A 21,171-nucleotide genomic window follows, 5' to 3' on the forward strand; every position below is an offset into this window, starting at 1 on the left:
CATTTTACAAGGATAAGTTGTGAACGGTGAATTGATATGGGTTCTCTCATTGCTGGCGATTGCCGTCGTCTTGTTTGCAACTGGCAGAGTGCGTATGGATGCCGTCGCTCTGCTGGTCATTATTGCCTTTGTTCTGAGTGGAACATTGAGCATTTCAGAGGCCTTTTCCGGGTTCAGCGATCCTAACGTTATTTTGATAGCGGCGTTATTTATCATTGGCGATGGCCTGGTACGAACCGGTGTTGCGACGGTGATGGGGGCCTGGCTGGTGAAGGTGGCAGGCAGTAGCGAAGTAAAAATGCTGGTGTTGCTGATGATAACCGTCGCCGGACTTGGCGCGTTTATGAGTTCGACAGGCGTTGTCGCCATCTTTATACCGGTTGTCCTTAGCGTTTCCATGCGCATGCAAATATCCCCCTCACGTCTGATGATGCCGCTCAGTTTTGCCGGGCTAATCAGCGGCATGATGACGCTGGTGGCTACGCCGCCAAACCTGGTCGTCAATAGTGAGTTACTGCGCGAAGGGCTTAACGGTTTCAGCTTTTTTAGCGTCACGCCGTTGGGTCTGGTGGTGCTCGTGTTTGGCATCATTTATATGTTGCTGATGCGCTTTATGCTGAAAGGCGACGATTCCGGCCAGCAGGGCGATGGCTGGAAACGCCGGACCTTTCGTGACCTTATCAAAGAGTATCGCCTGACGGGGCGCGCCCGCCGCCTGGCAATTCGCCCGGGGTCGCCGATGATTGGCCAGCGTCTTGACGATCTTAAACTCCGCGAACGCTACGGCGCGAACGTGATTGGTGTCGAGCGCTGGCGGCGTTTTCGCCGCGTCATTGTGGATGTTAACGGGGTTTCAGAGTTTCGAGCCCGCGACGTTTTGTTGATCGATATGTCCGCCGCCGATGTGGATTTGCGTGAATTTTGTAGCGAACAACTGCTGGAACCCATGGTGCTCCGCGGTGAATATTTTTCTGAGCAGGCACTCGACGTTGGGATGGCCGAGATTTCACTGATCCCTGAATCGGAGTTGATTGGTAAAACGGTGCGGGAAATCGCATTTCGTACGCGCTATGGGCTGAATGTCGTTGGCGTGAAGCGAGATGGAACGGCGATGAGCGGGGTGGTGGTGGATGAACCACTGCTGATGGGCGACATTATTCTGGTGGTCGGAAACTGGAAACTCATCACCCTGTTGGGAAAAAAAGGGCGCGACTTTGTGGTTCTGAACATGCCTGTCGAGGTGAGTGAAGCTTCACCTGCACACAGCCAGGCGCCGCATGCAATTTTCTGTCTGGTGCTGATGGTCGCCCTGATGCTGACGGATGAAATCCCCAATACGGTTGCTGCGATCATCGCTTGTCTGCTGATGGGTAAATTTCGCTGTATTGATGCCGAGAGTGCTTATAAAGCGATTCACTGGCCGAGCATTATTTTGATCGTTGGGATGATGCCTTTTGCACTGGCGCTACAAAAGACCGGGGGTGTGGATCTGGTCGTGAAAGGCTTGATGGATGTCGGTGGGGGTTATGGCCCGTATATGATGTTGGGCTGTCTGTTTGTGCTGTGTGCCACCATCGGACTCTTTATCTCCAATACGGCGACGGCGGTTCTGATGGCGCCAATTGCGCTGGCGGCGGCAAAGACGATGGGGGTTTCGCCGTATCCTTTCGCGATGGTGATTGCGATGGCGGCTTCCGCAGCCTTTATGACACCGGTTTCTTCACCCGTAAACACGCTGGTACTGGGGCCGGGCAACTACAGTTTCAGCGACTTCGTGAAAATTGGCGTGCCGTTTACGATTATTGTTATGGCAGTATGCGTGGTCATGATCCCGATGCTGTTTCCGTTTTGATTTTTAAGTCAATTACCGGATGGCAACAAGTCGCCATCCGGTAAAACATCACAAAGGGGAGTCCTGGCTAATCTCATCCAGCGACAAGTGAAAGCTTGGTACGAACACCTCTAAAAAATAGTCCATCTCTTCACTACGACGTGACTCCAGTGTTTTTTCCAGCCGTGTTTTCGCCAGCAGGAACTCATTATTACCGGCTGACAATTCTTCCAGACACTTCAGATAGGCGCAAAGCGCATCCGCCTGCTTAACAATCGCTCTCTCTTCATCGCTGCTGGCGTGTTCATCAATGAGCGGAGCAAAAATGTCGCGCAGTTCATCAGGAACCATATCGACCAGTTTCTGCTGGGCAATTTTCTCTATGGCTTTGTATTCCTGGGCAATTTGCGAATTGAAGTATTTAACCGGGGTAGGGAGGTCGCCGGTCAGCACTTCGGAGGCATCGTGATACATTGCCAACAGCGCAATCCGTTCGGCATTAACCTGGCCACCAAATTTACGATTCTTGATAGCCGCGAGCGCATGGGCGACCATCGCAACCTGCAGGCTATGCTCAGACACGTTTTCGGTACGCACATTGCGCATCAGCGGCCAGCGGTTAATGAGCTTCAGACGGGAGAGGTGGGCAAAAAAATGGCTCTGCTTCATAACGACCCTTACTCAGTGACTTCAGTAAAGGTATTTTGCGCAGAGAGTGCTACCGGATGCAAACCCAGTAGCACTTTGCGTGGTTACAGCTGACGATAACCTGACAGGAAACGCTCAAACTTGCTCAGTGACATTTCAATATCGTCAATACGCGGCAGCGTCACGATACGGAAGTGATCCGGCCATGGCCAGTTGAAAGCGGTACCCTGAACCAGCAGCACTTTTTCCTGTAACAGGAAGTCGAGCACCATCTTCTGGTCGTCATGAATATTGAACCGCTTCGCGTCAATTTTCGGGAACATATACAATGCGCCGCGTGGCTTAACGCAGGAGACGCCGGGAATATCGTTGAGCAATTCCCATGCGCGGTTGCGCTGCTCATACAGGCGTCCGCCTGGCATGATGAATTCGCTAATGCTTTGGTATCCACCCAACGCGGTCTGGATGGCATGCTGCGCAGGAACGTTGGCGCACAAACGCATAGAGGCCAGCATTTCGAGGCCTTCGATATACCCTTTGGCGTGCTTTTTCGGCCCGTTCAGTACCATCCATCCCTGGCGGAAGCCCGCGACGCGATAGGTTTTTGACAAGCCGTTGAATGTGATAGTCAGCAGGTCAGGAGCCATGGCCGCGATAGAGTGGTGTTCGGCGTCATCGTAGAGAATTTTATCGTAAATCTCGTCAGCAAAAATAATGAGATTATTTTGGCGAGCAATCTCAACAATCTCCATCAGCAGCTCTTTGGAATAAACGGCGCCGGTTGGATTGTTGGGGTTGATGATGACGATCCCACGTGTACGCGGGGTAATTTTGGCACGAATATCGTCAAGATCCGGGAACCAGTCTGAAGACTCATCACATAAATAGTGTACGGCGTTACCGCTGGAGAGCGACACCGCCGCGGTCCACAACGGATAATCCGGCGCCGGCACCAGCATTTCGTCCCCACTGTTCAGCAAGGCTTGCATCGCCTGGACGATCAATTCGGAAACCCCGTTCCCGATATAAATGTCTTCCACCGTTACGTCACGCATTCCACGGGCCTGGTAATGCTGCATGATCGCTTTTCGGGCTGAATAAAGACCTTTTGAGTCGCAATATCCTTGCGCTGTTGGCAAATTGCGGATCACATCAACCAGAATTTCATCGGGGGCTTCAAACCCAAATGGCGCCGGGTTGCCGATATTCAGTTTCAGAACCTTATTGCCTTCTTCTTCCAGGCGCTTTGCTTCCTTCAGAACCGGGCCGCGAATGTCATAACAGACGTTTTCTAATTTGCTGGATTTTTCAATGGGGGACATGAATCTTGACCTTTTTAGCTGTGAATGCCACTCCCTGCCGTGGAAGTCAGCACAGAACAATGTACTCCCAGGACGGTGAGTTTTGAAGGGTCTTTAGTAGAAGATTTTGAATGATGTGTAGTTATAATTCACTTTTAATAGCTGTAAAATGACAATAAATAAGAGTTATATTCTATATGTATTTATATTTATAGCTTTTAATTTTGCATCGGCGCTTTGATTGTGGTCGTTTATTTGGCTAAAAATAGTTAACTTATCGGTTACCTGAAGTACCGCTTGTCACTCCGCATTTGTTGACGTTATTCGAAAATACTGAGGTATCTGCCCTGCAGACTGTTACCGGCATGATCTGCTTGCGGCGGAGTGTGACGTTATTGTTAAGCATAATTAATGAATGCGGGCGATCTTAATTAATTATTATTTAATATTTAAACATCATTTATTGATTGAGTTAATAATACGAAAATCACGATCCTGAGATAACACATTTTTGCATAGAATTATTCGCGATAACACTTATAAATATAGTGGTTTTAGGTTAAGATAAGTCTCAAGAAATGACGTGTAGTGCGTGTTTTATGATAATTATCATGTATGTTGATTGTTTATAACATACTGAAAAGATAGTTTTTAATGTGTAAATTAGTGTCCATCAACTATTTTTTATATTTACAAAATTTACATGTTTTCCATTAGTCAGAATCATCCAAAAGCTAAAAGGTTGGCTCTTTCTCGTTGCTATATTCCGATAAGTGACGCGGATATTTTATCGCGCAGAAAGAGAATGGCTTCGTTTGTTAGGGAAGGTGCGAACAAGTTCCTGATATGAGATCATCATATTCATCCGGAGCGCATCCCAGAGGGACATCATGAGCCATCAACTCACCTTCGCCGATAGTGAATTCAGCACTAAGCGCCGTCAGACCCGAAAAGAGATTTTCCTCTCCCGCATGGAGCAGATTCTGCCATGGCAGAATATGACCGCTGTCATCGAGCCGTTTTATCCCAAGGCGGGCAATGGCCGACGGCCCTATCCGCTGGAGACCATGCTGCGTATTCACTGCATGCAGCATTGGTACAACCTGAGCGACGGTGCCATGGAAGATGCCCTGTACGAAATCGCCTCCATGCGCCTGTTTGCCCGATTATCCCTGGATAGCGCCCTGCCGGATCGCACCACCATCATGAATTTCCGCCACCTGCTCGAGCAGCATCAACTGGCCCGTCAATTGTTCAAGACCATCAATCGCTGGCTGGCCGAAGCAGGCGTCATGATGACCCAAGGCACTTTGGTGGATGCCACCATCATTGAGGCACCCAGCTCTACCAAGAACAAAGAGCAGCAACGCGATCCGGAGATGCATCAGACCAAGAAAGGCAATCAGTGGCACTTTGGCATGAAGGCCCACATTGGTGTCGATGCCAAGAGTGGCCTGACCCACAGCCTAGTCACCACCGCGGCCAACGAGCATGACCTCAATCAGCTGGGTAATCTGCTTCATGGAGAGGAGCAATTTGTCTCAGCCGATGCCGGCTACCAAGGAGCGCCACAGCGCGAGGAGCTGGCCGAGGTGGATGTGGACTGGCTGATCGCCGAGCGTCCCGGCAAGGTAAAAACCTTGAAGCAGCATCCGCGCAAGAACAAAACGGCCATCAACATCGAATACATGAAAGCCAGCATCCGTGCCAGGGTGGAGCACCCGTTTCGCATCATCAAGCGGCAGTTCGGCTTCGTGAAAGCCAGATACAAGGGGCTGCTGAAAAACGATAACCAACTGGCGATGTTATTCACCCTGGCCAACCTGTTTCGGGTGGACCAAATGATACGTCAGTGGGAGAGATCTCAGTAAAAACCGGAAATAACGCCAGAAATGGTGGAAAAAATAGCCTAAATAGGCTGATTCGATGTGTTTGCGGGAAAAAAATCGGCCCAGATCCGCGAAATTTTAATCAGCGAGTCAGCTTGGGAAGAAATGACCTGCTTATTCGCACCTTCCTTAGACCAATTACATCCTTAATTTCACTTGGTTACACTAACGTGAAACTGCAAAGGAGGCACATGGCAAATGGAGTGGTTTGTTTCTGAATGCACAGCATTAACCCGGTATGATCCGCGAGTAAGTGAAAAATTATGATAAATGCAAATCGTCCGATAATTAACCTCGATCTCGATCTGCTGAGAACCTTCGTTGCTGTTGCCGACCTGAATACCTTCGCGGCTGCGGCAGCTGCGGTATGTCGCACTCAGTCTGCGGTGAGTCAGCAAATGCAGCGCCTTGAACAACTCGTGGGGAAAGAGTTGTTTGCGCGTCATGGACGTAACAAACTGCTGACTGAGCATGGGATCCAGCTGTTGGGTTACGCCAGAAAAATCCTGCGTTTTAATGATGAGGCGTGCTCATCATTAATGTTTAATAATCTTCAGGGAGTGTTAACTATTGGCGCCTCTGATGAATCGGCGGATACCATACTGCCTTTTCTGCTCAACCGTATAAGTTCGGTTTATCCGAAACTTGCGTTGGATGTGAGAGTCAAGCGTAACGCCTGGATGGCGGATATGCTGAAATCTCAGGAAGTGGATTTGATTGTGACCACCAACCGTCCTGATGATTTTGAGTGTCTGAATCTGCGCACTTCTCCGACGCATTGGTATTGTGCAGCTGAATATATCCTGCAAAAAGGCGAGCCGGTTCCTCTGGTACTGCTCGACGATCCGAGCCCGTTTCGCGATATCGTACTCTCGACGCTGAATGCTGCGCAGATCCCGTGGCGTCTGGCTTATGTCGCATCAACATTGCCAGCCGTACGCGCAGCGGTGAAAGCCGGACTGGGCGTGACGGCTCGCCCTGTAGAAATGATGAGCCCGGATTTACGTGTTCTTGGGGGCGCCGATGGATTACCGCCGTTGCCTGAGACGGAGTATCTTCTGTGCTGCGATCCGACGACGCAAAATGAGTTGGCTCAGGTCATCTTTAAATCGATGCAAACCTATCAAAACCCATGGCAATACAATCAGTTTACCCCTGAAGGGGGAGATGATTCATTGATTGTCGAAGGCGACTTTGAGTAATGCGCCATAACTAATTGTTAGCCATTGTAAGTGTAAAAAAGAGCTACTGATGATGAAAAAACATCCGGCAGCTCTTTTTTTATACAAATAACGGTGGCTAATGTAATTTTGCCAATCAAAACTGAGGAAAATCAGGAGGTAAAAAAACAGACTGTAATTCGTATAAAAAATAAACAGGCGAGACGCTATTTGTTGCCATGTTAAAAAACTAGAGAAATTGTTGCTGTTTTTTATGGTGAATTAACAAAAGCGTGTCACAGATCAAGAAAATACTCCCATTTAGGGGGAGGCATCTGAGCGAATTCCTGTCAAAATAGACACGTATTATCTTTTTACTTCACAACGGACACGATTCAACAACATTAATCCGGACCGATGATGCGATCGAAATCAGTCTAAATAGCACTAAATGTTAATGGTATTGGGTTGCTGTAAAATAATGTGAAGAAACTTTTGTTAAAGTTGACAAAAGGTTATAGAAAGGAGTAAAAAACCCCATCAATTGGCTGTATAAATGGTTTTCTACAGTGATTGTAAGGTTTTTTTTATTCCTCCCCATGAATCGATGTGGCGTTCATCTGCCGAAAAGAGCAGAGAATTTGGCGCTACTTTTGATGAGTAAGCAATGAGTATGTCAACATCCACTGAAATCATCGCTCATCACTGGGCATTCGCTATCTTTCTTATTGTTGCCATTGGCCTGTGCTGCCTGATGCTCGTCGGCGGTTGGTTTTTAGGTGGTCGCGCACGCGCGAGATCTAAAAACGTGCCGTTTGAATCAGGTATCGACTCGGTCGGCACCGCCCGCTTGCGCCTGTCTGCCAAGTTTTATCTGGTAGCCATGTTCTTCGTTATCTTCGACGTTGAAGCGCTGTATCTGTTCGCATGGTCAACGTCTATCCGTGAAAGCGGCTGGATTGGCTTTGTGGAAGCTGCAATTTTTATTTTTGTGTTACTGGCAGGTCTGGTTTATCTGGTGCGTATTGGCGCGCTGGACTGGACGCCCGCGCGTTCACGCCGCGAGCGTATGAACCCGGAAACGAACAGTATCGCTAATCGTCAACGCTAACCGCGAGGCATTAAGATGGATTATACGCTCACCCGCATAGATCCTAACGGTGAGAACGACCGTTACCCCCTGCAAAAACAGGAGATCGTAACCGACCCCCTGGAGCAAGAAGTTAACAAAAACGTGTTCATGGGCAAACTGCATGACATGGTTAACTGGGGCCGTAAAAACTCAATTTGGCCATATAACTTTGGCCTTTCCTGCTGCTACGTTGAGATGGTGACCTCGTTTACCGCCGTGCATGACGTTGCCCGTTTTGGTGCAGAAGTACTGCGTGCATCGCCGCGTCAGGCTGACCTGATGGTGGTTGCCGGTACCTGCTTTACCAAAATGGCCCCGGTTATTCAGCGCCTGTACGATCAGATGCTGGAGCCGAAATGGGTTATTTCCATGGGCGCATGCGCTAACTCCGGCGGTATGTACGATATTTATTCGGTCGTGCAGGGCGTTGATAAATTTATTCCGGTCGATGTGTACATCCCGGGATGCCCTCCGCGTCCGGAAGCGTACATGCAGGCGCTGATGCTGCTGCAAGACTCCATTGGCAAAGAACGCCGTCCGCTCTCCTGGGTGGTTGGCGATCAGGGCGTTTATCGCGCCAATATGCAGTCAGAGCGCGAGCGTAAGCGCGGCGAACGTATTGCTGTTACGAATCTTCGTACACCAGACGAGATTTAATTTGCGCCTGTCGGCAGCAGCACTTCCTTCGCTTATCACTACATAAATAGCGCGAAGCACTGCCGACCACCACGGACCATTTGCAATGGTGAACAATATGACCGACTTAACCGCGCAAGACGCTGCATGGCAAACACGGGATCACCTTGATGACCCGGTCATTGGCGAACTGCGCAACCGTTTTGGGCCGGATGCCTTTACCGTTCAGGCGACTCGCACCGGGGTACCCGTTGTTTGGGTCAAGCGTGAACAATTACTGGAAGTTGGCGATTTCTTAAAGAGACTGCCGAAACCTTACGTCATGCTGTTTGACTTACACGGCATGGACGAACGTCTGCGTACGCACCGCGAAGGGTTACCTGCCGCGGATTTTTCCGTTTTCTATCACCTGATCTCCATTGAACGCAATCGCGATATCATGCTCAAGGTGGCATTGTCTGAAAACGACCTGCGTGTGCCAACGTTCACCAAACTGTTCCCGAACGCCAACTGGTATGAGCGTGAAACCTGGGAAATGTTTGGCATTGATATCGAAGGCCACCCGCACCTGACGCGTCTGCTGATGCCGCATACCTGGGAAGGCCATCCGCTGCGTAAAGATTACCCGGCGCGCGCCACCGAATTCGATCCGTTTGAGCTGACCAAAGCCAAACAGGATCTGGAAATGGAATCACTGACCTTCAAACCAGAAGACTGGGGCATGAAGCGTGGAACCGAAAATGAGGACTTCATGTTCCTCAACCTCGGTCCTAACCACCCGTCATCCCACGGTGCATTCCGTATTGTTCTGCAGCTGGACGGCGAAGAGATCGTCGACTGCGTGCCTGACATCGGCTACCACCACCGTGGCGCTGAAAAGATGGGTGAACGTCAGTCCTGGCACAGCTACATTCCGTATACTGACCGTATCGAATACCTCGGCGGCTGCGTAAACGAAATGCCGTACGTGTTGGCGGTAGAGAAGCTGGCAGGCATTACTGTCCCGGATCGCGTCAACGTCATCCGTGTCATGCTTTCTGAACTGTTCCGCATCAACAGCCACCTGCTGTACATCTCCACGTTCATTCAGGACGTCGGCGCCATGACGCCAGTGTTCTTCGCCTTTACCGACCGTCAGAAAATCTATGACGTAGTGGAAGCGATCACCGGTTTCCGTATGCACCCGGCCTGGTTCCGTATCGGCGGCGTTGCACACGATCTGCCGCGTGGCTGGGACAAACTGCTGCGTGATTTCCTGGACTGGATGCCGAAGCGTCTGGATTCTTATGAGAAAGCCGCGCTGCGTAACACCATCCTGAAAGGCCGTTCGCAGGGCGTTGCTGCTTACGGCAAGAAAGAAGCGCTGGACTGGGGTTGTACGGGTGCTGCGCTGCGCGCGACTGGTATTGATTTCGACGTGCGTAAATCACGTCCGTACTCTGGCTATGAGAACTTTGACTTTGAAGTTCCGGTTGGTGGCGGTGTATCCGACTGCTATACCCGTGTCATGCTGAAAGTTGAAGAACTGCGTCAGAGCCTGCGCATCCTTGAGCAGTGCCTCAACAACATGCCGGAAGGCCCGTTCAAAGCGGATCACCCGCTGACAACGCCGCCGCCGAAAGAGCGCACGCTTCAACATATCGAAACCCTGATCACCCACTTCCTGCAGGTTTCGTGGGGTCCGGTTATGCCGGCGAATGAGTCCTTCCAGATGGTTGAAGCGACCAAGGGTATCAACAGTTACTACCTGACCAGCGATGGCAGCACCATGAGTTACCGTACGCGTATTCGTACCCCGAGCTATGCGCACTTGCAGCAGATCCCGGTAGCCGTACGTGGCAGTCTGGTGTCTGACCTGATCGTGCATCTGGGTAGTATCGATTTTGTTATGTCAGATGTGGACCGCTAATTATGCACGAGAATCAACAACCACAAACCGAGGCTTTTGAGCTGAGTGCGGCTGAGCGTGAAGCGATTGAGCACGAGAAGCACCACTACGAAGACCCGCGTGCGGCGTCCATTGAAGCGCTGAAAATCGTTCAGAAACAGCGTGGCTGGGTGCCGGATGGGGCGATCTATGCGATCGCCGATGTGCTGGGTATCCCGGCCAGCGACGTTGAAGGTGTTGCAACCTTCTACAGCCAGATCTTCCGCCAGCCGGTAGGTCGCCACGTGATCCGCTATTGCGACAGCGTGGTGTGCCATATCAACGGCTACCAGGGGATCCAGGCTGCGCTGGAGAAAAAACTCAACATCAAGCCGGGGCAGACGACTTTTGATGGTCGCTTTACGCTGCTACCGACCTGTTGCCTGGGGAACTGCGACAAGGGGCCGAACATGATGATCGATGAGGATACTCATGCTCACCTGACCCCGGAAGGCATTCCCGAACTGCTGGAGCGGTATAAATGAAAACCATTATCCGTACTCCCGAAACACATCCGCTGACCTGGCGTCTGCGTGATGACAAACAGCCGGTATGGCTGGACGAATACCGCAGCAAAAACGGTTACGAAGGTGCGCGTAAGGCACTGACCGGGCTGTCGCCGGATGAAATCGTCAACCAGGTAAAAGATGCTGGCCTGAAAGGGCGCGGCGGCGCGGGCTTTTCCACGGGTCTGAAGTGGAGCCTGATGCCGAAAGACGAATCCATGAACATCCGTTACCTGCTGTGTAACGCTGATGAAATGGAGCCGGGCACCTATAAAGACCGTCTGTTGATGGAACAGCTGCCGCACCTGCTGGTGGAAGGCATGCTGATCTCCGCGTTTGCGCTGAAAGCGTACCGCGGTTACATCTTCCTGCGCGGTGAATATATCGAAGCGGCTGTACACCTGCGTCGTGCGATTGCTGAAGCCACCGAAGCCGGTCTGCTTGGCAAAAACATTATGGGCACCGGTTTTGATTTCGAACTGTTCGTACACACCGGGGCAGGGCGTTATATCTGTGGTGAAGAAACCGCGCTGATCAACTCCCTCGAAGGTCGTCGTGCTAACCCTCGCTCCAAGCCGCCGTTCCCGGCAAGCTCTGGCGCATGGGGTAAGCCGACCTGCGTTAACAACGTCGAAACCCTGTGTAACGTACCGGCTATTCTCGCTAACGGCGTGGAGTGGTATCAGAATATTTCGAAGAGCAAAGACGCCGGCACCAAGCTGATGGGCTTCTCAGGTCGCGTGAAGAATCCGGGACTGTGGGAGCTGCCGTTCGGTACCACCGCGCGTGAGATCCTCGAAGATTACGCCGGCGGTATGCGCGATGGCCTGAAGTTCAAAGCCTGGCAGCCGGGTGGCGCAGGAACCGACTTCCTGACCGAAGCGCACCTTGACCTGCCGATGGAGTTCGAAAGCATTGGTAAGGCGGGTAGCCGTCTGGGTACCGCGCTGGCAATGGCGGTTGACCACGAGATTGGCATGGTGTCGCTGGTGCGTAACCTCGAAGAGTTCTTTGCCCGTGAATCTTGCGGCTGGTGTACACCATGCCGTGACGGTCTGCCGTGGAGCGTGAAAATTCTGCGTGCGCTGGAGCGTGGCGAAGGCCAGCCAGGGGATATCGAGACACTTGAGCAACTGTGTCGTTTCCTCGGTCCGGGTAAAACCTTCTGTGCACACGCACCGGGTGCGGTTGAGCCGCTGCAGAGCGCCATTAAATATTTCCGCGAAGAATTCGAAGCTGGCATCAAGCAGTCCTTCAGCAATACCCATGCAATTGGTGGTATTCAGCCGAACCTGCTGAAAGAGCGCTGGTAATTGCGGGTTTACCCCTGCATCGCGATAAGTCATTCGATTAACGCTTAGTCCCTGACTAAGATAACTGGAAGCATGCTGACTATGGCTACGATTCATGTAGACGGCAAAGAATATGAGGTCAACGGAGCGGACAACCTGCTAGAAGCTTGTCTGTCCCTCGGCCTTGATATTCCGTACTTTTGCTGGCACCCGGCGCTGGGAAGCGTCGGTGCTTGCCGCCAGTGTGCGGTGAAGCAATATCAAAACGCGGAAGACACGCGTGGTCGCCTGGTGATGTCTTGTATGACACCCGCCACCGAAGGCACCTTTATTTCTATTGATGACGAAGAAGCGAAACAGTTCCGCGAAAGCGTGGTGGAATGGTTGATGACTAACCACCCACACGACTGTCCGGTCTGTGAAGAGGGCGGTAACTGCCACCTGCAGGATATGACGGTTATGACCGGTCATAGCTTCCGTCGCTATCGTTTCACCAAGCGTACCCACCGCAACCAGGATTTGGGGCCGTTCATCTCTCACGAAATGAACCGCTGCATCGCCTGCTACCGCTGTGTTCGCTACTACAAAGATTATGCTGACGGCGCAGATCTGGGCGTCTATGGCGCACATGACAACGTCTACTTTGGTCGCCCGGAAGACGGTACGCTTGAGAGCGAATTCTCCGGTAACCTGGTAGAAATTTGCCCGACCGGTGTATTCACCGATAAAACGCACTCCGAGCGTTATAACCGTAAATGGGACATGCAGTTTGCGCCGAGCATCTGCCAGCAATGTTCTATCGGCTGTAACACCAGCCCGGGTGAGCGCTACGGTGAACTGCGTCGTATCGAAAACCGTTACAACGGTACCGTTAACCACTACTTCCTCTGCGACCGTGGTCGTTTTGGCTATGGTTACGTGAACCTGAAAGACCGTCCGCGTCAGCCGGTACAGCGTCGTGGTGATGATCTGATCACCCTGAACGCCGAGCAGGCGATGCAGGGCGCGGCAGACATTCTGCGTCAGTCGAAGAAAGTGATCGGCATTGGCTCCCCGCGTGCCAGCGTAGAAAGTAACTTCGCGCTGCGTGAACTGGTGGGTGCGGAAAACTTCTATACCGGTATCGCTCAAGGCGAACTGGAACGTCTGCAACTGGCGCTGAGCGTACTGCGTGACGGCGGTATTCATACCCCGGCCCTGCGCGATATCGAATCTTATGATGCGGTACTGGTGCTGGGTGAAGATGTGACTCAGACCGGCGCGCGCGTTGCGCTGGCGGTCCGTCAGGCGGTGAAAGGTAAAGCACGTGAAATGGCTGCGGCGCAAAAAGTCGCCGACTGGCAGATTGCGGCTATCCTCAACATCGGTCAGCGTGCCAAGCATCCGTTGTTCGTCACCAACGTTGACAGCACCCGTCTGGATGACATCGCGGCGTGGACTTACCGTGCGCCGGTTGAAGATCAGGCTCGCTTAGGTTTTGCTATCGCCCATGCGCTGGATAACAACGCGCCAGCGGTTGACGGCATTGACCGCGACCTGCAGAACAAAATTGACGTCATCGTTCAGGCTTTGGCCGGGGCGAAGAAACCGCTGATTATCTCCGGGACTAACGCCGGTAGCGCCGAAGTGATTCAGGCGGCTGCTAACGTGGCGAAAGCGCTGAAAGGTCGTGGTGCTGATGTCGGTATCACGATGATCGCGCGCTCGGTTAACAGTATGGGCCTGGGTATGATTGGCGGCGGTTCTCTTGAAGATGCGCTGACTGAGCTGGAAACCGGTCGTGCTGACGCCGTCGTGGTGCTGGAAAACGATCTGCATCGTCATGCTTCGGCCACGCGTGTTAACGCTGCACTGGCAAAAGCGCCGCTGGTGATGGTGGTTGACCATCAGCGTACGGCGATCATGGAAAACGCGCATCTGGTGCTTTCCGCCGCAAGCTTTGCCGAGAGCGACGGTACGGTCATTAACAACGAAGGCCGCGCACAGCGTTTCTTCCAGGTGTATGACCCGTCCTACTACGACAGCAGCACCGTTATGCTGGAAAGCTGGCGCTGGTTGCATTCACTGCACAGCACTGTACAAAACCGCGAAGTGGACTGGACGCAGCTCGATCACGTTATCGATGCCGCCGTTGCAGCGCTGCCGCAGCTGGCAGGCATTAAAGATGCCGCGCCGGACGCGAGCTTCCGTATTCGTGGTCAGAAACTGGCACGTGAGCCGCACCGTTACAGCGGTCGTACTGCAATGCGTGCGAATATCAGCGTACACGAACCACGTCAGCCGCAGGATAAAGACACCATGTTCGCCTTCTCGATGGAAGGGAACAACCAACCGTCTGCACCGCGTTCGCAGATTCCGTTTGCCTGGGCACCAGGCTGGAACTCCCCACAAGCGTGGAACAAGTTCCAGGATGAAGTGGGTGGCAAACTGCGTCATGGCGATCCGGGCGTGCGTTTGATTGAAGCCTCTGCAGGTGGTCTGGATTACTTTACCACCGTTCCAGCGAGCTTCCAGGCGCAGGATGGTCAGTGGCGTATCGCACCGTACTACCATCTGTTTGGTAGCGACGAAATGTCCCAGCGCGCGCCGGTCTTCCAGACGCGTATGCCGAAACCGTACATCAAACTCAACCCGGCTGATGCCGCGAAGTTGGGCGTTAATGCCGGTACACGCGTTTCCTTCAGCTATGATGGCAATACGGTCACGTTGCCCGTTGAAATTTCTGAAGGATTAACGGCAGGGCAGGTTGGTTTGCCGATGGGTATGCCTGGCATCGCGCCGGTTCTGGCAGGTGCGCGTCTTGAGGATCTGCAGGAGGCACAACAATGAGTTGGATTACACCCGATCTGATTGAGATCCTGCTGAGCATTCTCAAAGCGGTCGTGATCCTGCTGGTGGTGGTCACCTGCGGGGCATTCATGAGCTTTGGCGAACGTCGTCTGCTGGGTCTGTTCCAGAACCGTTACGGACCGAACCGTGTTGGCTGGGGCGGTTCGCTCCAGCTGGTGGCGGACATGATCAAGATGTTCTTTAAAGAAGACTGGATCCCGAAATTCTCGGATCGCGTCATCTTTACGCTGGCACCGATGATCGCCTTCACCTCACTGCTGCTGGCTTTTGCCATCGTGCCGGTGAGTCCGAACTGGGTGGTTGCTGACCTGAACATCGGGATTCTGTTCTTCCTGATGATGGCGGGCCTCGCGGTATACGCGGTGCTGTTCGCCGGTTGGTCGAGCAATAACAAATACTCGCTGCTGGGTGCAATGCGTGCGTCTGCACAAACGCTCAGCTACGAAGTGTTCCTCGGGCTTTCCCTGATGGGCGTGGTGGCGCAGGCCGGTTCATTTAATATGACCGACATCGTCAACAACCAGGCTGATATCTGGAACGTCATTCCGCAGTTCTTTGGTTTTGTCACCTTTGCCATCGCGGGCGTAGCGGTATGTCACCGTCACCCGTTTGACCAGCCGGAAGCCGAGCAGGAACTGGCCGATGGTTACCACATTGAATACTCCGGTATGAAATTCGGTCTGTTCTTTGTGGGTGAGTACATCGGTATCGTCACCATTTCTGCGCTGATGGTTACCCTGTTCTTCGGTGGCTGGCATGGCCCGTTCTTACCACCATTCGTCTGGTTCGCGCTGAAAACCGCGTTCTTCATGATGATGTTCATTTTGATTCGTGCGTCGTTACCGCGTCCTCGTTATGACCAGGTAATGTCCTTCGGCTGGAAAGTCTGTCTGCCGCTGACGCTCGTCAACTTGCTGGTAACGGCGGCTGTCATTCTCTGGCAGGCGCAATAAGGGACACAAAGACCATGACCTTAAAAGAATTGTTAGTAGGCTTCGGCACCCAGGTACGCAGTATCTGGATGATCGGCCTGCATGCGTTCGCGAAACGCGAAACGCAGATGTACCCGGAAGAGCCGGTCTATCTACCGCCGCGTTTTCGCGGACGCATCGTGCTGACGCGCGATCCTGACGGTGAAGAGCGTTGCGTTGCGTGTAACCTGTGTGCGGTAGCCTGTCCGGTAGGTTGTATCTCTCTGCAAAAAGCAGAGACCAAAGACGGCCGCTGGTATCCGGAGTTTTTCCGCATTAACTTCTCACGCTGCATTTTCTGTGGCCTGTGCGAAGAAGCCTGTCCGACAACGGCTATTCAGCTTACCCCTGATTTTGAACTGGGTGAGTACAAGCGTCAGGACCTGGTTTACGAGAAAGAGGATCTGCTGATCTCCGGTCCGGGCAAATACCCGGAATATAACTTCTACCGGATGGCAGGTATGGCAATCGACGGCAAAGATAAGGGCGAAGCAGAGAACGAAGCCAAGCCTATCGACGTCAAGAGCCTGTTACCGTAAGGAGAGGGGCAATGGAGTTCGCTTTTTATATCTGTGGCCTGATAGCCATTCTCGCAACCTTGCGGGTGATCACCCATACCAATCCGGTACACGCACTGCTGTATCTGATTATTTCGCTGCTGGCGATTTCCGGGGTGTTCTTCTCGTTGGGCGCTTACTTCGCGGGTGCGCTGGAAATTATCGTCTACGCGGGCGCCATCATGGTGCTGTTCGTGTTCGTGGTAATGATGCTCAACCTCGGTGGCTCTGAAATTGAACAAGAACGTCAGTGGCTGAAACCACAGGTGTGGATTGGTCCGGCGATTCTGTCGGCCATCATGCTGGTGGTGATTGTCTACGCCATTCTCGGTGTTAACGATCAGGGTATCGACGGTACGCCAATTAGCGCGAAAGCGGTCGGTATTTCCCTGTTCGGACCTTATGTTCTGGCGGTTGAGCTGGCTTCAATGCTGCTGTTGGCAGGCCTGGTTGTGGCCTTCCACGTCGGTCGCGAAGAGCGTATGGGTGAGGTGCTGAGCAACCGTACCGACGATCGCGCGAAAAGAAAAACGGAGGAGCACGCATGATCCCCTTACAACATGGACTGATCCTCGCGGCTGTCTTATTCGTACTGGGCTTAACGGGTCTGGTTATCCGTCGCAATCTGCTGTTTATGCTGATCGGGCTGGAAATCATGATTAACGCTTCCGCGCTGGCCTTTGTGGTCGCCGGTAGCTACTGGGGCCAGACCGATGGTCAGGTGATGTATATCCTCGCCATCAGCCTCGCGGCTGCTGAAGCGAGCATCGGACTTGCGCTGTTGCTGCAACTTCATCGCCGTCGCCAGAACCTGAACATCGATTCAGTAAGTGAGATGCGTGGATGAACATGCTTGCCTTAACCATTATTCTGCCATTGATTGGCTTTGTACTACTGGCGTTCTCTCGCGGTCGTTGGTCAGAAAATCTGTCCGCTACCGTGGGTGTCGGGTCGATTGGCCTGGCTGCGCTGGTGACTGCGTTTGTTGGCGTTGATTTCTTCGCTAACGGCAAACAAGCATTTAGCGTGCCGCTGTGGACGTGGATGTCCGTTGGCGACTTCAACATCGGTTTCAACCTGGTGCTGGATGGTCTGTCGCTGACCATGCTCTCGGTGGTGACCGGCGTGGGCTTCCTGATCCACATGTTCGCGTCCTGGTACATGCGCGGTGAAGAGGGGTACTCCCGTTTCTTCGCTTACACCAACCTGTTTATCGCCAGCATGGTCGTTCTGGTCCTGGCGGATAACCTGCTGTTGATGTACCTCGGCTGGGAAGGCGTGGGTCTGTGTTCCTATCTGTTGATCGGCTTCTACTACACCGATCCGAAGAATGGCGCAGCTGCAATGAAAGCGTTTGTCGTGACCCGTGTGGGTGACGTCTTCCTCGCTTTCGCACTGTTCATTCTTTACAACGAACTGGGCACGCTGAACTTCCGCGAAATGGTTGAACTGGCGCCTGCGCACTTTGCCGACGGCAATAACATGCTGATGTGGGCAACACTGATGCTGCTGGGCGGCGCGGTAGGTAAATCGGCACAGCTGCCGTTGCAGACATGGCTTGCAGACGCGATGGCGGGTCCAACCCCAGTCTCCGCGCTGATCCACGCCGCAACGATGGTTACCGCGGGTGTCTACCTGATTGCGCGTACCCATGGCCTGTTCCTGATGACCCCGGAAATCCTGCATCTGGTGGGGATTATCGGTGCGATCACGCTGGTGCTGGCAGGTTTCGCTGCGCTGGTGCAGACCGACATCAAACGCGTTCTGGCGTATTCCACCATGAGCCAGATTGGCTACATGTTCCTGGCGCTCGGCGTTCAGGCATGGGATGCGGCAATTTTCCACCTGATGACGCACGCCTTCTTTAAAGCGCTGCTGTTCCTGGCCTCCGGTTCGGTGATTCTGGCTTGCCATCACGAACAGAACATCTTCAAGATGGGCGGCCTGCGTAAGTCTATTCCGCTGGTGTATCTCTGCTTCCTGATTGGTGGTGCGGCGCTGTCGGCTCTGCCGCTGATTACCGCAGGCTTCTTCAGTAAGGATGAGATCCTGGCCGGTGCGATGGCGAATGGTCATATCAATCTGATGGTTGCAGGTCTGGTCGGCGCGTTTATGACCTCTCTGTACACCTTCCGAATGATTTTCATCGTGTTCCACGGTAAAGAACAAATTCACGCTCACGCAGGGAAGGGGATTACCCACCACCTGCCGCTGATTGTGCTGATGATTCTGTCCACCTTTGTTGGCGCGCTGATTGTACCGCCGCTGCAGGGTGTGCTTCCGGCAACAACCGAGCTTGAGCATGGTCGCGTGATGACGCTGGAAATTACCTCCGGTATCGTAGCGATTGCGGGCATCCTGATTGCAGCCTGGCTGTGGCTGGGTCAACGTACTCTGGTGACCTCAATTGCCAACAGTGCGCCGGGTCGCCTGCTGGGGACCTGGTGGTATAACGCCTGGGGCTTCGACTGGCTGTACGACAAAGTGTTCGTTAAGCCGTTCCTTGGCATTGCCTGGCTGCTGAAACGCGACCCGATGAACTCAATGATGAACATCCCGGCGATCCTTTCCCGCTTTGCAGGTAAAGGCCTGCTGTTAAGCGAGAACGGTTATCTGCGCTGGTATGTAGCATCCATGAGCATTGGCGCTGTTGTTGTGCTGGCACTGTTGATGGTACTGCGTTGAGTTTGTTGGCTGGATGAACGATTGCCGGAAGGCGCTGCGCTTATCCGGCCTACAAACCCAAAAATAATTTTTAGAATTCGTTGAAAATCTGTTCCTGAAGTACAGGCGTCATCGGCGAAGTCAGACCGGATACCGCCAGCGCAGAGCAACCGGAGCGTACTGAAGTACGCGAGGATTGCGAGCACTGCCGGGATTTGGGCTGACGAGTGAGATAGCCTGAGCAGGAGTAAATATAAGGGACATACTTAGCTATGTTATTACCCTGGTTGATATTAATCCCCTTTATCGGTGGCTTTCTGTGCTGGCAGACCGAACGCTTTGGCGTGAAGGTGCCGCGCTGGATCGCGCTGATTACCATGGGACTGACGCTGGCGCTTGGCCTGCAACTGTGGTTGCAGGGCGGCTATTCACTGACGCAATCCGCTGGCATTCCGCAGTGGCAGTCTGAATTTGTCCTGCCGTGGATCCCACGTTTTGGCATTTCTATCCATTTAGCTATCGACGGTCTGTCGCTGCTGATGGTGGTGCTGACCGGTCTGCTCGGTGTTCTGGCGGTACTGTGTTCCTGGAATGAAATCGAAAAATACCAGGGCTTCTTCCACCTGAACCTGATGTGGATCCTCGGCGGCGTAATCGGCGTGTTCCTTGCCATCGATATGTTCCTGTTCTTCTTCTTCTGGGAAATGATGCTGGTGCCGATGTACTTCCTGATCGCGCTGTGGGGGCATAAAGCTTCTGACGGTAAAACGCGTATCACGGCGGCAACTAAGTTCTTCATCTATACCCAGGCGAGTGGTCTGGTGATGTTGATTGCCATCCTGGCGCTGGTATTTGTGCACTACAAGGCGACCGGCGTCTGGACCTTCAACTATGAAGAGCTGCTGAATACCCCGATGTCCCACGGTGTGGAATATCTGCTGATGCTGGGCTTCTTCATCGCCTTCGCGGTGAAAATGCCGGTGGTTCCGCTGCACGGTTGGTTGCCGGATGCGCACTCCCAGGCACCGACCGCAGGTTCTGTTGACCTCGCGGGGATTTTGCTGAAAACCGCAGCCTACGGTCTGCTGCGTTTCTCCCTGCCGCTGTTCCCGAACGCGTCGGCGGAGTTCGCGCCTATCGCTATGTGGCTGGGTGTTATCGGTATTTTCTACGGCGCGTGGATGGCCTTTAATCAGTACGATATTAAACGTCTGATTGCCTACACCTCTGTCTCTCACATGGGCTTCGTGCTGATTGCTATCTACACTGGCAGCCAGCTGGCTTACCAGGGCGCGGTCATTCAGATGATTGCACACGGTCTGTCCGCAGCGGGTCTGTTCATCCTGTGTGGCCAGCTGTACGAACGTCTGCATACCCGTGATATGCGTATGATGGGCGGCCTGTGGGGCAAAATGAAATGGTTGCCGGCGCTGTCGATGTTCTTCGCTGTGTGTACGCTGGGTATGCCAGGCACCGGTAACTTCGTTGGCGAATTTATGATTCTGTTCGGTAGCTACCAGGTGGTTCCGGTCATTACGGTGATCTCGACCTTTGGTCTGGTATTTGCCTCTGTTTACTCGCTGGCGATGCTGCATCGCGCTTACTTCGGTAAAGCGAAAAGCCAGATTGCCAGTGTTGAACTGCCAGGGATGTCGCTGCGTGAGCTGTTTATCATCCTGTTGCTGGTCGTGCTTCTGGTACTGCTTGGCTTCTATCCGCAGCCGATTCTGGATACCTCGCATTCTGCGATGAGCAACATCCAGCAGTGGTTTGTTAATTCCGTTACTACTACAAGGCCGTAAATCGC

The 21,171-nt window shown here is 52.9% G+C and carries 18 protein-coding genes; 16 read left to right on the plus strand and 2 right to left on the minus strand.

The features are described from left to right. Positions 1-19 precede the first annotated feature (19 nt). Positions 20-1,852: an SLC13 family permease gene (locus tag N7268_RS17005; protein ID WP_260863798.1), complete on the plus strand. Its 1,833-nt coding sequence runs from the start codon at positions 20-22 to the stop codon at positions 1,850-1,852. A 48-nt stretch (positions 1,853-1,900) separates the two neighbouring features. Here the strand turns inward: N7268_RS17005 and yfbR are convergent, their stop codons facing one another. Next, the gene (gene yfbR / locus N7268_RS17010; protein WP_198903504.1) at positions 1,901-2,500 is read right to left on the minus strand and encodes a 5'-deoxynucleotidase; all 600 of its coding nucleotides are present in this window, start codon (positions 2,498-2,500) and stop codon (positions 1,901-1,903) included. 83 nt (positions 2,501-2,583) lie between these two features. Beyond that, entirely contained in the window at positions 2,584-3,801 is a 1,218-nt protein-coding gene (gene alaA, locus N7268_RS17015) for an alanine transaminase AlaA (protein ID WP_198903505.1), read from the minus strand. 869 nt (positions 3,802-4,670) lie between these two features. Between alaA and N7268_RS17020 the strand changes: the two genes are divergently transcribed. From N7268_RS17020 to nuoM, 15 genes are all read left to right on the plus strand, one after another. Further along, positions 4,671-5,651, plus strand: coding sequence for an IS5-like element ISKpn26 family transposase (locus N7268_RS17020; protein ID WP_000019445.1), 981 nt, complete (start codon positions 4,671-4,673; stop codon positions 5,649-5,651). Further along, positions 5,633-5,887, plus strand: coding sequence for a hypothetical protein (locus tag N7268_RS25140; RefSeq protein ID WP_313958418.1), 255 nt, complete (start codon positions 5,633-5,635; stop codon positions 5,885-5,887). Before N7268_RS17020 ends, N7268_RS25140 begins: the two co-directional genes overlap by 19 nt. Before the next feature lie 45 nt (positions 5,888-5,932). After that, complete coding sequence (gene lrhA, locus N7268_RS17025) at positions 5,933-6,871, plus strand: transcriptional regulator LrhA (protein ID WP_260863799.1); 939 nt, start codon at positions 5,933-5,935, stop codon at positions 6,869-6,871. A gap of 625 nt (positions 6,872-7,496) precedes the next feature. After that, on the plus strand, positions 7,497-7,940 hold the full coding sequence (gene nuoA / locus N7268_RS17030) for an NADH-quinone oxidoreductase subunit NuoA (RefSeq protein ID WP_003028077.1): 444 nt from the start codon (positions 7,497-7,499) through the stop codon (positions 7,938-7,940). A gap of 15 nt (positions 7,941-7,955) precedes the next feature. After that, entirely contained in the window at positions 7,956-8,618 is a 663-nt protein-coding gene (gene nuoB, locus N7268_RS17035; protein ID WP_003028075.1) for an NADH-quinone oxidoreductase subunit NuoB, read from the plus strand. A gap of 85 nt (positions 8,619-8,703) precedes the next feature. Continuing rightward, positions 8,704-10,506, plus strand: coding sequence for an NADH-quinone oxidoreductase subunit C/D (gene nuoC / locus N7268_RS17040; RefSeq protein ID WP_260863800.1), 1,803 nt, complete (start codon positions 8,704-8,706; stop codon positions 10,504-10,506). A gap of 2 nt (positions 10,507-10,508) precedes the next feature. Beyond that, the gene (nuoE, locus tag N7268_RS17045; RefSeq protein ID WP_003028069.1) at positions 10,509-11,009 is read left to right on the plus strand and encodes an NADH-quinone oxidoreductase subunit NuoE; all 501 of its coding nucleotides are present in this window, start codon (positions 10,509-10,511) and stop codon (positions 11,007-11,009) included. Beyond that, positions 11,006-12,343 carry an NADH-quinone oxidoreductase subunit NuoF gene (gene nuoF / locus N7268_RS17050; RefSeq protein WP_198903508.1) on the plus strand — a complete coding sequence of 446 codons (1,338 nt, stop codon included), beginning with the start codon at positions 11,006-11,008 and terminating at the stop codon, positions 12,341-12,343. Before nuoE ends, nuoF begins: the two co-directional genes overlap by 4 nt. Positions 12,344-12,424: 81 nt before the next feature. Continuing rightward, positions 12,425-15,151 carry an NADH-quinone oxidoreductase subunit NuoG gene (gene nuoG, locus N7268_RS17055; RefSeq protein ID WP_198903509.1) on the plus strand — a complete coding sequence of 909 codons (2,727 nt, stop codon included), beginning with the start codon at positions 12,425-12,427 and terminating at the stop codon, positions 15,149-15,151. Continuing rightward, positions 15,148-16,125 (plus strand): NADH-quinone oxidoreductase subunit NuoH, encoded by a 978-nt coding sequence (nuoH, locus tag N7268_RS17060; protein ID WP_003028063.1) that lies wholly within the window; start codon positions 15,148-15,150, stop codon positions 16,123-16,125. The genes nuoG and nuoH overlap by 4 nt, the downstream gene beginning before the upstream one ends. Before the next feature lie 14 nt (positions 16,126-16,139). After that, positions 16,140-16,682, plus strand: a complete 543-nt coding sequence (gene nuoI / locus N7268_RS17065; protein ID WP_005129470.1) for an NADH-quinone oxidoreductase subunit NuoI — start codon at positions 16,140-16,142, stop codon at positions 16,680-16,682. Positions 16,683-16,693: 11 nt separating this feature from the next. Then, complete coding sequence (gene nuoJ / locus N7268_RS17070; RefSeq protein ID WP_045445570.1) at positions 16,694-17,248, plus strand: NADH-quinone oxidoreductase subunit J; 555 nt, start codon at positions 16,694-16,696, stop codon at positions 17,246-17,248. After that, positions 17,245-17,547, plus strand: a complete 303-nt coding sequence (gene nuoK, locus N7268_RS17075) for an NADH-quinone oxidoreductase subunit NuoK (protein ID WP_006683663.1) — start codon at positions 17,245-17,247, stop codon at positions 17,545-17,547. The genes nuoJ and nuoK overlap by 4 nt, the downstream gene beginning before the upstream one ends. Further along, a complete protein-coding gene (nuoL, locus tag N7268_RS17080; RefSeq protein WP_260863801.1) occupies positions 17,544-19,385 on the plus strand; it encodes an NADH-quinone oxidoreductase subunit L in 1,842 nt (613 codons plus the stop codon). The genes nuoK and nuoL overlap by 4 nt, the downstream gene beginning before the upstream one ends. 251 nt (positions 19,386-19,636) lie before the next feature. Further along, positions 19,637-21,166 (plus strand): NADH-quinone oxidoreductase subunit M, encoded by a 1,530-nt coding sequence (gene nuoM, locus N7268_RS17085; RefSeq protein ID WP_003027692.1) that lies wholly within the window; start codon positions 19,637-19,639, stop codon positions 21,164-21,166. The last annotated feature ends 5 nt before the right edge of the window (positions 21,167-21,171 follow it).

Origin of the sequence: Citrobacter sp. Marseille-Q6884, assembly GCF_945906775.1 — a bacterium.
GTDB lineage: Bacteria > Pseudomonadota > Gammaproteobacteria > Enterobacterales > Enterobacteriaceae > Citrobacter.

What these genes read in the sequence shown, in the direction of transcription:
- nuoL (WP_260863801.1), top strand. Translation starts at nt 17,544, where the DNA reads ATGAACATGCTTGCCTTAACCATTATTCTGCCATTGATTGGCTTTGTA.
- nuoG (WP_198903509.1), top strand. Translation starts at nt 12,425, where the DNA reads ATGGCTACGATTCATGTAGACGGCAAAGAATATGAGGTCAACGGAGCG.
- nuoF (WP_198903508.1), top strand. Translation starts at nt 11,006, where the DNA reads ATGAAAACCATTATCCGTACTCCCGAAACACATCCGCTGACCTGGCGT.
- nuoE (WP_003028069.1), top strand. Translation starts at nt 10,509, where the DNA reads ATGCACGAGAATCAACAACCACAAACCGAGGCTTTTGAGCTGAGTGCG.
- alaA (WP_198903505.1), bottom strand. Translation starts at nt 3,801, where the DNA reads ATGTCCCCCATTGAAAAATCCAGCAAATTAGAAAACGTCTGTTATGAC.
- nuoB (WP_003028075.1), top strand. Translation starts at nt 7,956, where the DNA reads ATGGATTATACGCTCACCCGCATAGATCCTAACGGTGAGAACGACCGT.
- nuoH (WP_003028063.1), top strand. Translation starts at nt 15,148, where the DNA reads ATGAGTTGGATTACACCCGATCTGATTGAGATCCTGCTGAGCATTCTC.
- nuoI (WP_005129470.1), top strand. Translation starts at nt 16,140, where the DNA reads ATGACCTTAAAAGAATTGTTAGTAGGCTTCGGCACCCAGGTACGCAGT.
- N7268_RS17020 (WP_000019445.1), top strand. Translation starts at nt 4,671, where the DNA reads ATGAGCCATCAACTCACCTTCGCCGATAGTGAATTCAGCACTAAGCGC.
- lrhA (WP_260863799.1), top strand. Translation starts at nt 5,933, where the DNA reads ATGATAAATGCAAATCGTCCGATAATTAACCTCGATCTCGATCTGCTG.
- nuoA (WP_003028077.1), top strand. Translation starts at nt 7,497, where the DNA reads ATGAGTATGTCAACATCCACTGAAATCATCGCTCATCACTGGGCATTC.
- nuoC (WP_260863800.1), top strand. Translation starts at nt 8,704, where the DNA reads ATGGTGAACAATATGACCGACTTAACCGCGCAAGACGCTGCATGGCAA.
- nuoJ (WP_045445570.1), top strand. Translation starts at nt 16,694, where the DNA reads ATGGAGTTCGCTTTTTATATCTGTGGCCTGATAGCCATTCTCGCAACC.
- nuoM (WP_003027692.1), top strand. Translation starts at nt 19,637, where the DNA reads ATGTTATTACCCTGGTTGATATTAATCCCCTTTATCGGTGGCTTTCTG.
- yfbR (WP_198903504.1), bottom strand. Translation starts at nt 2,500, where the DNA reads ATGAAGCAGAGCCATTTTTTTGCCCACCTCTCCCGTCTGAAGCTCATT.
- nuoK (WP_006683663.1), top strand. Translation starts at nt 17,245, where the DNA reads ATGATCCCCTTACAACATGGACTGATCCTCGCGGCTGTCTTATTCGTA.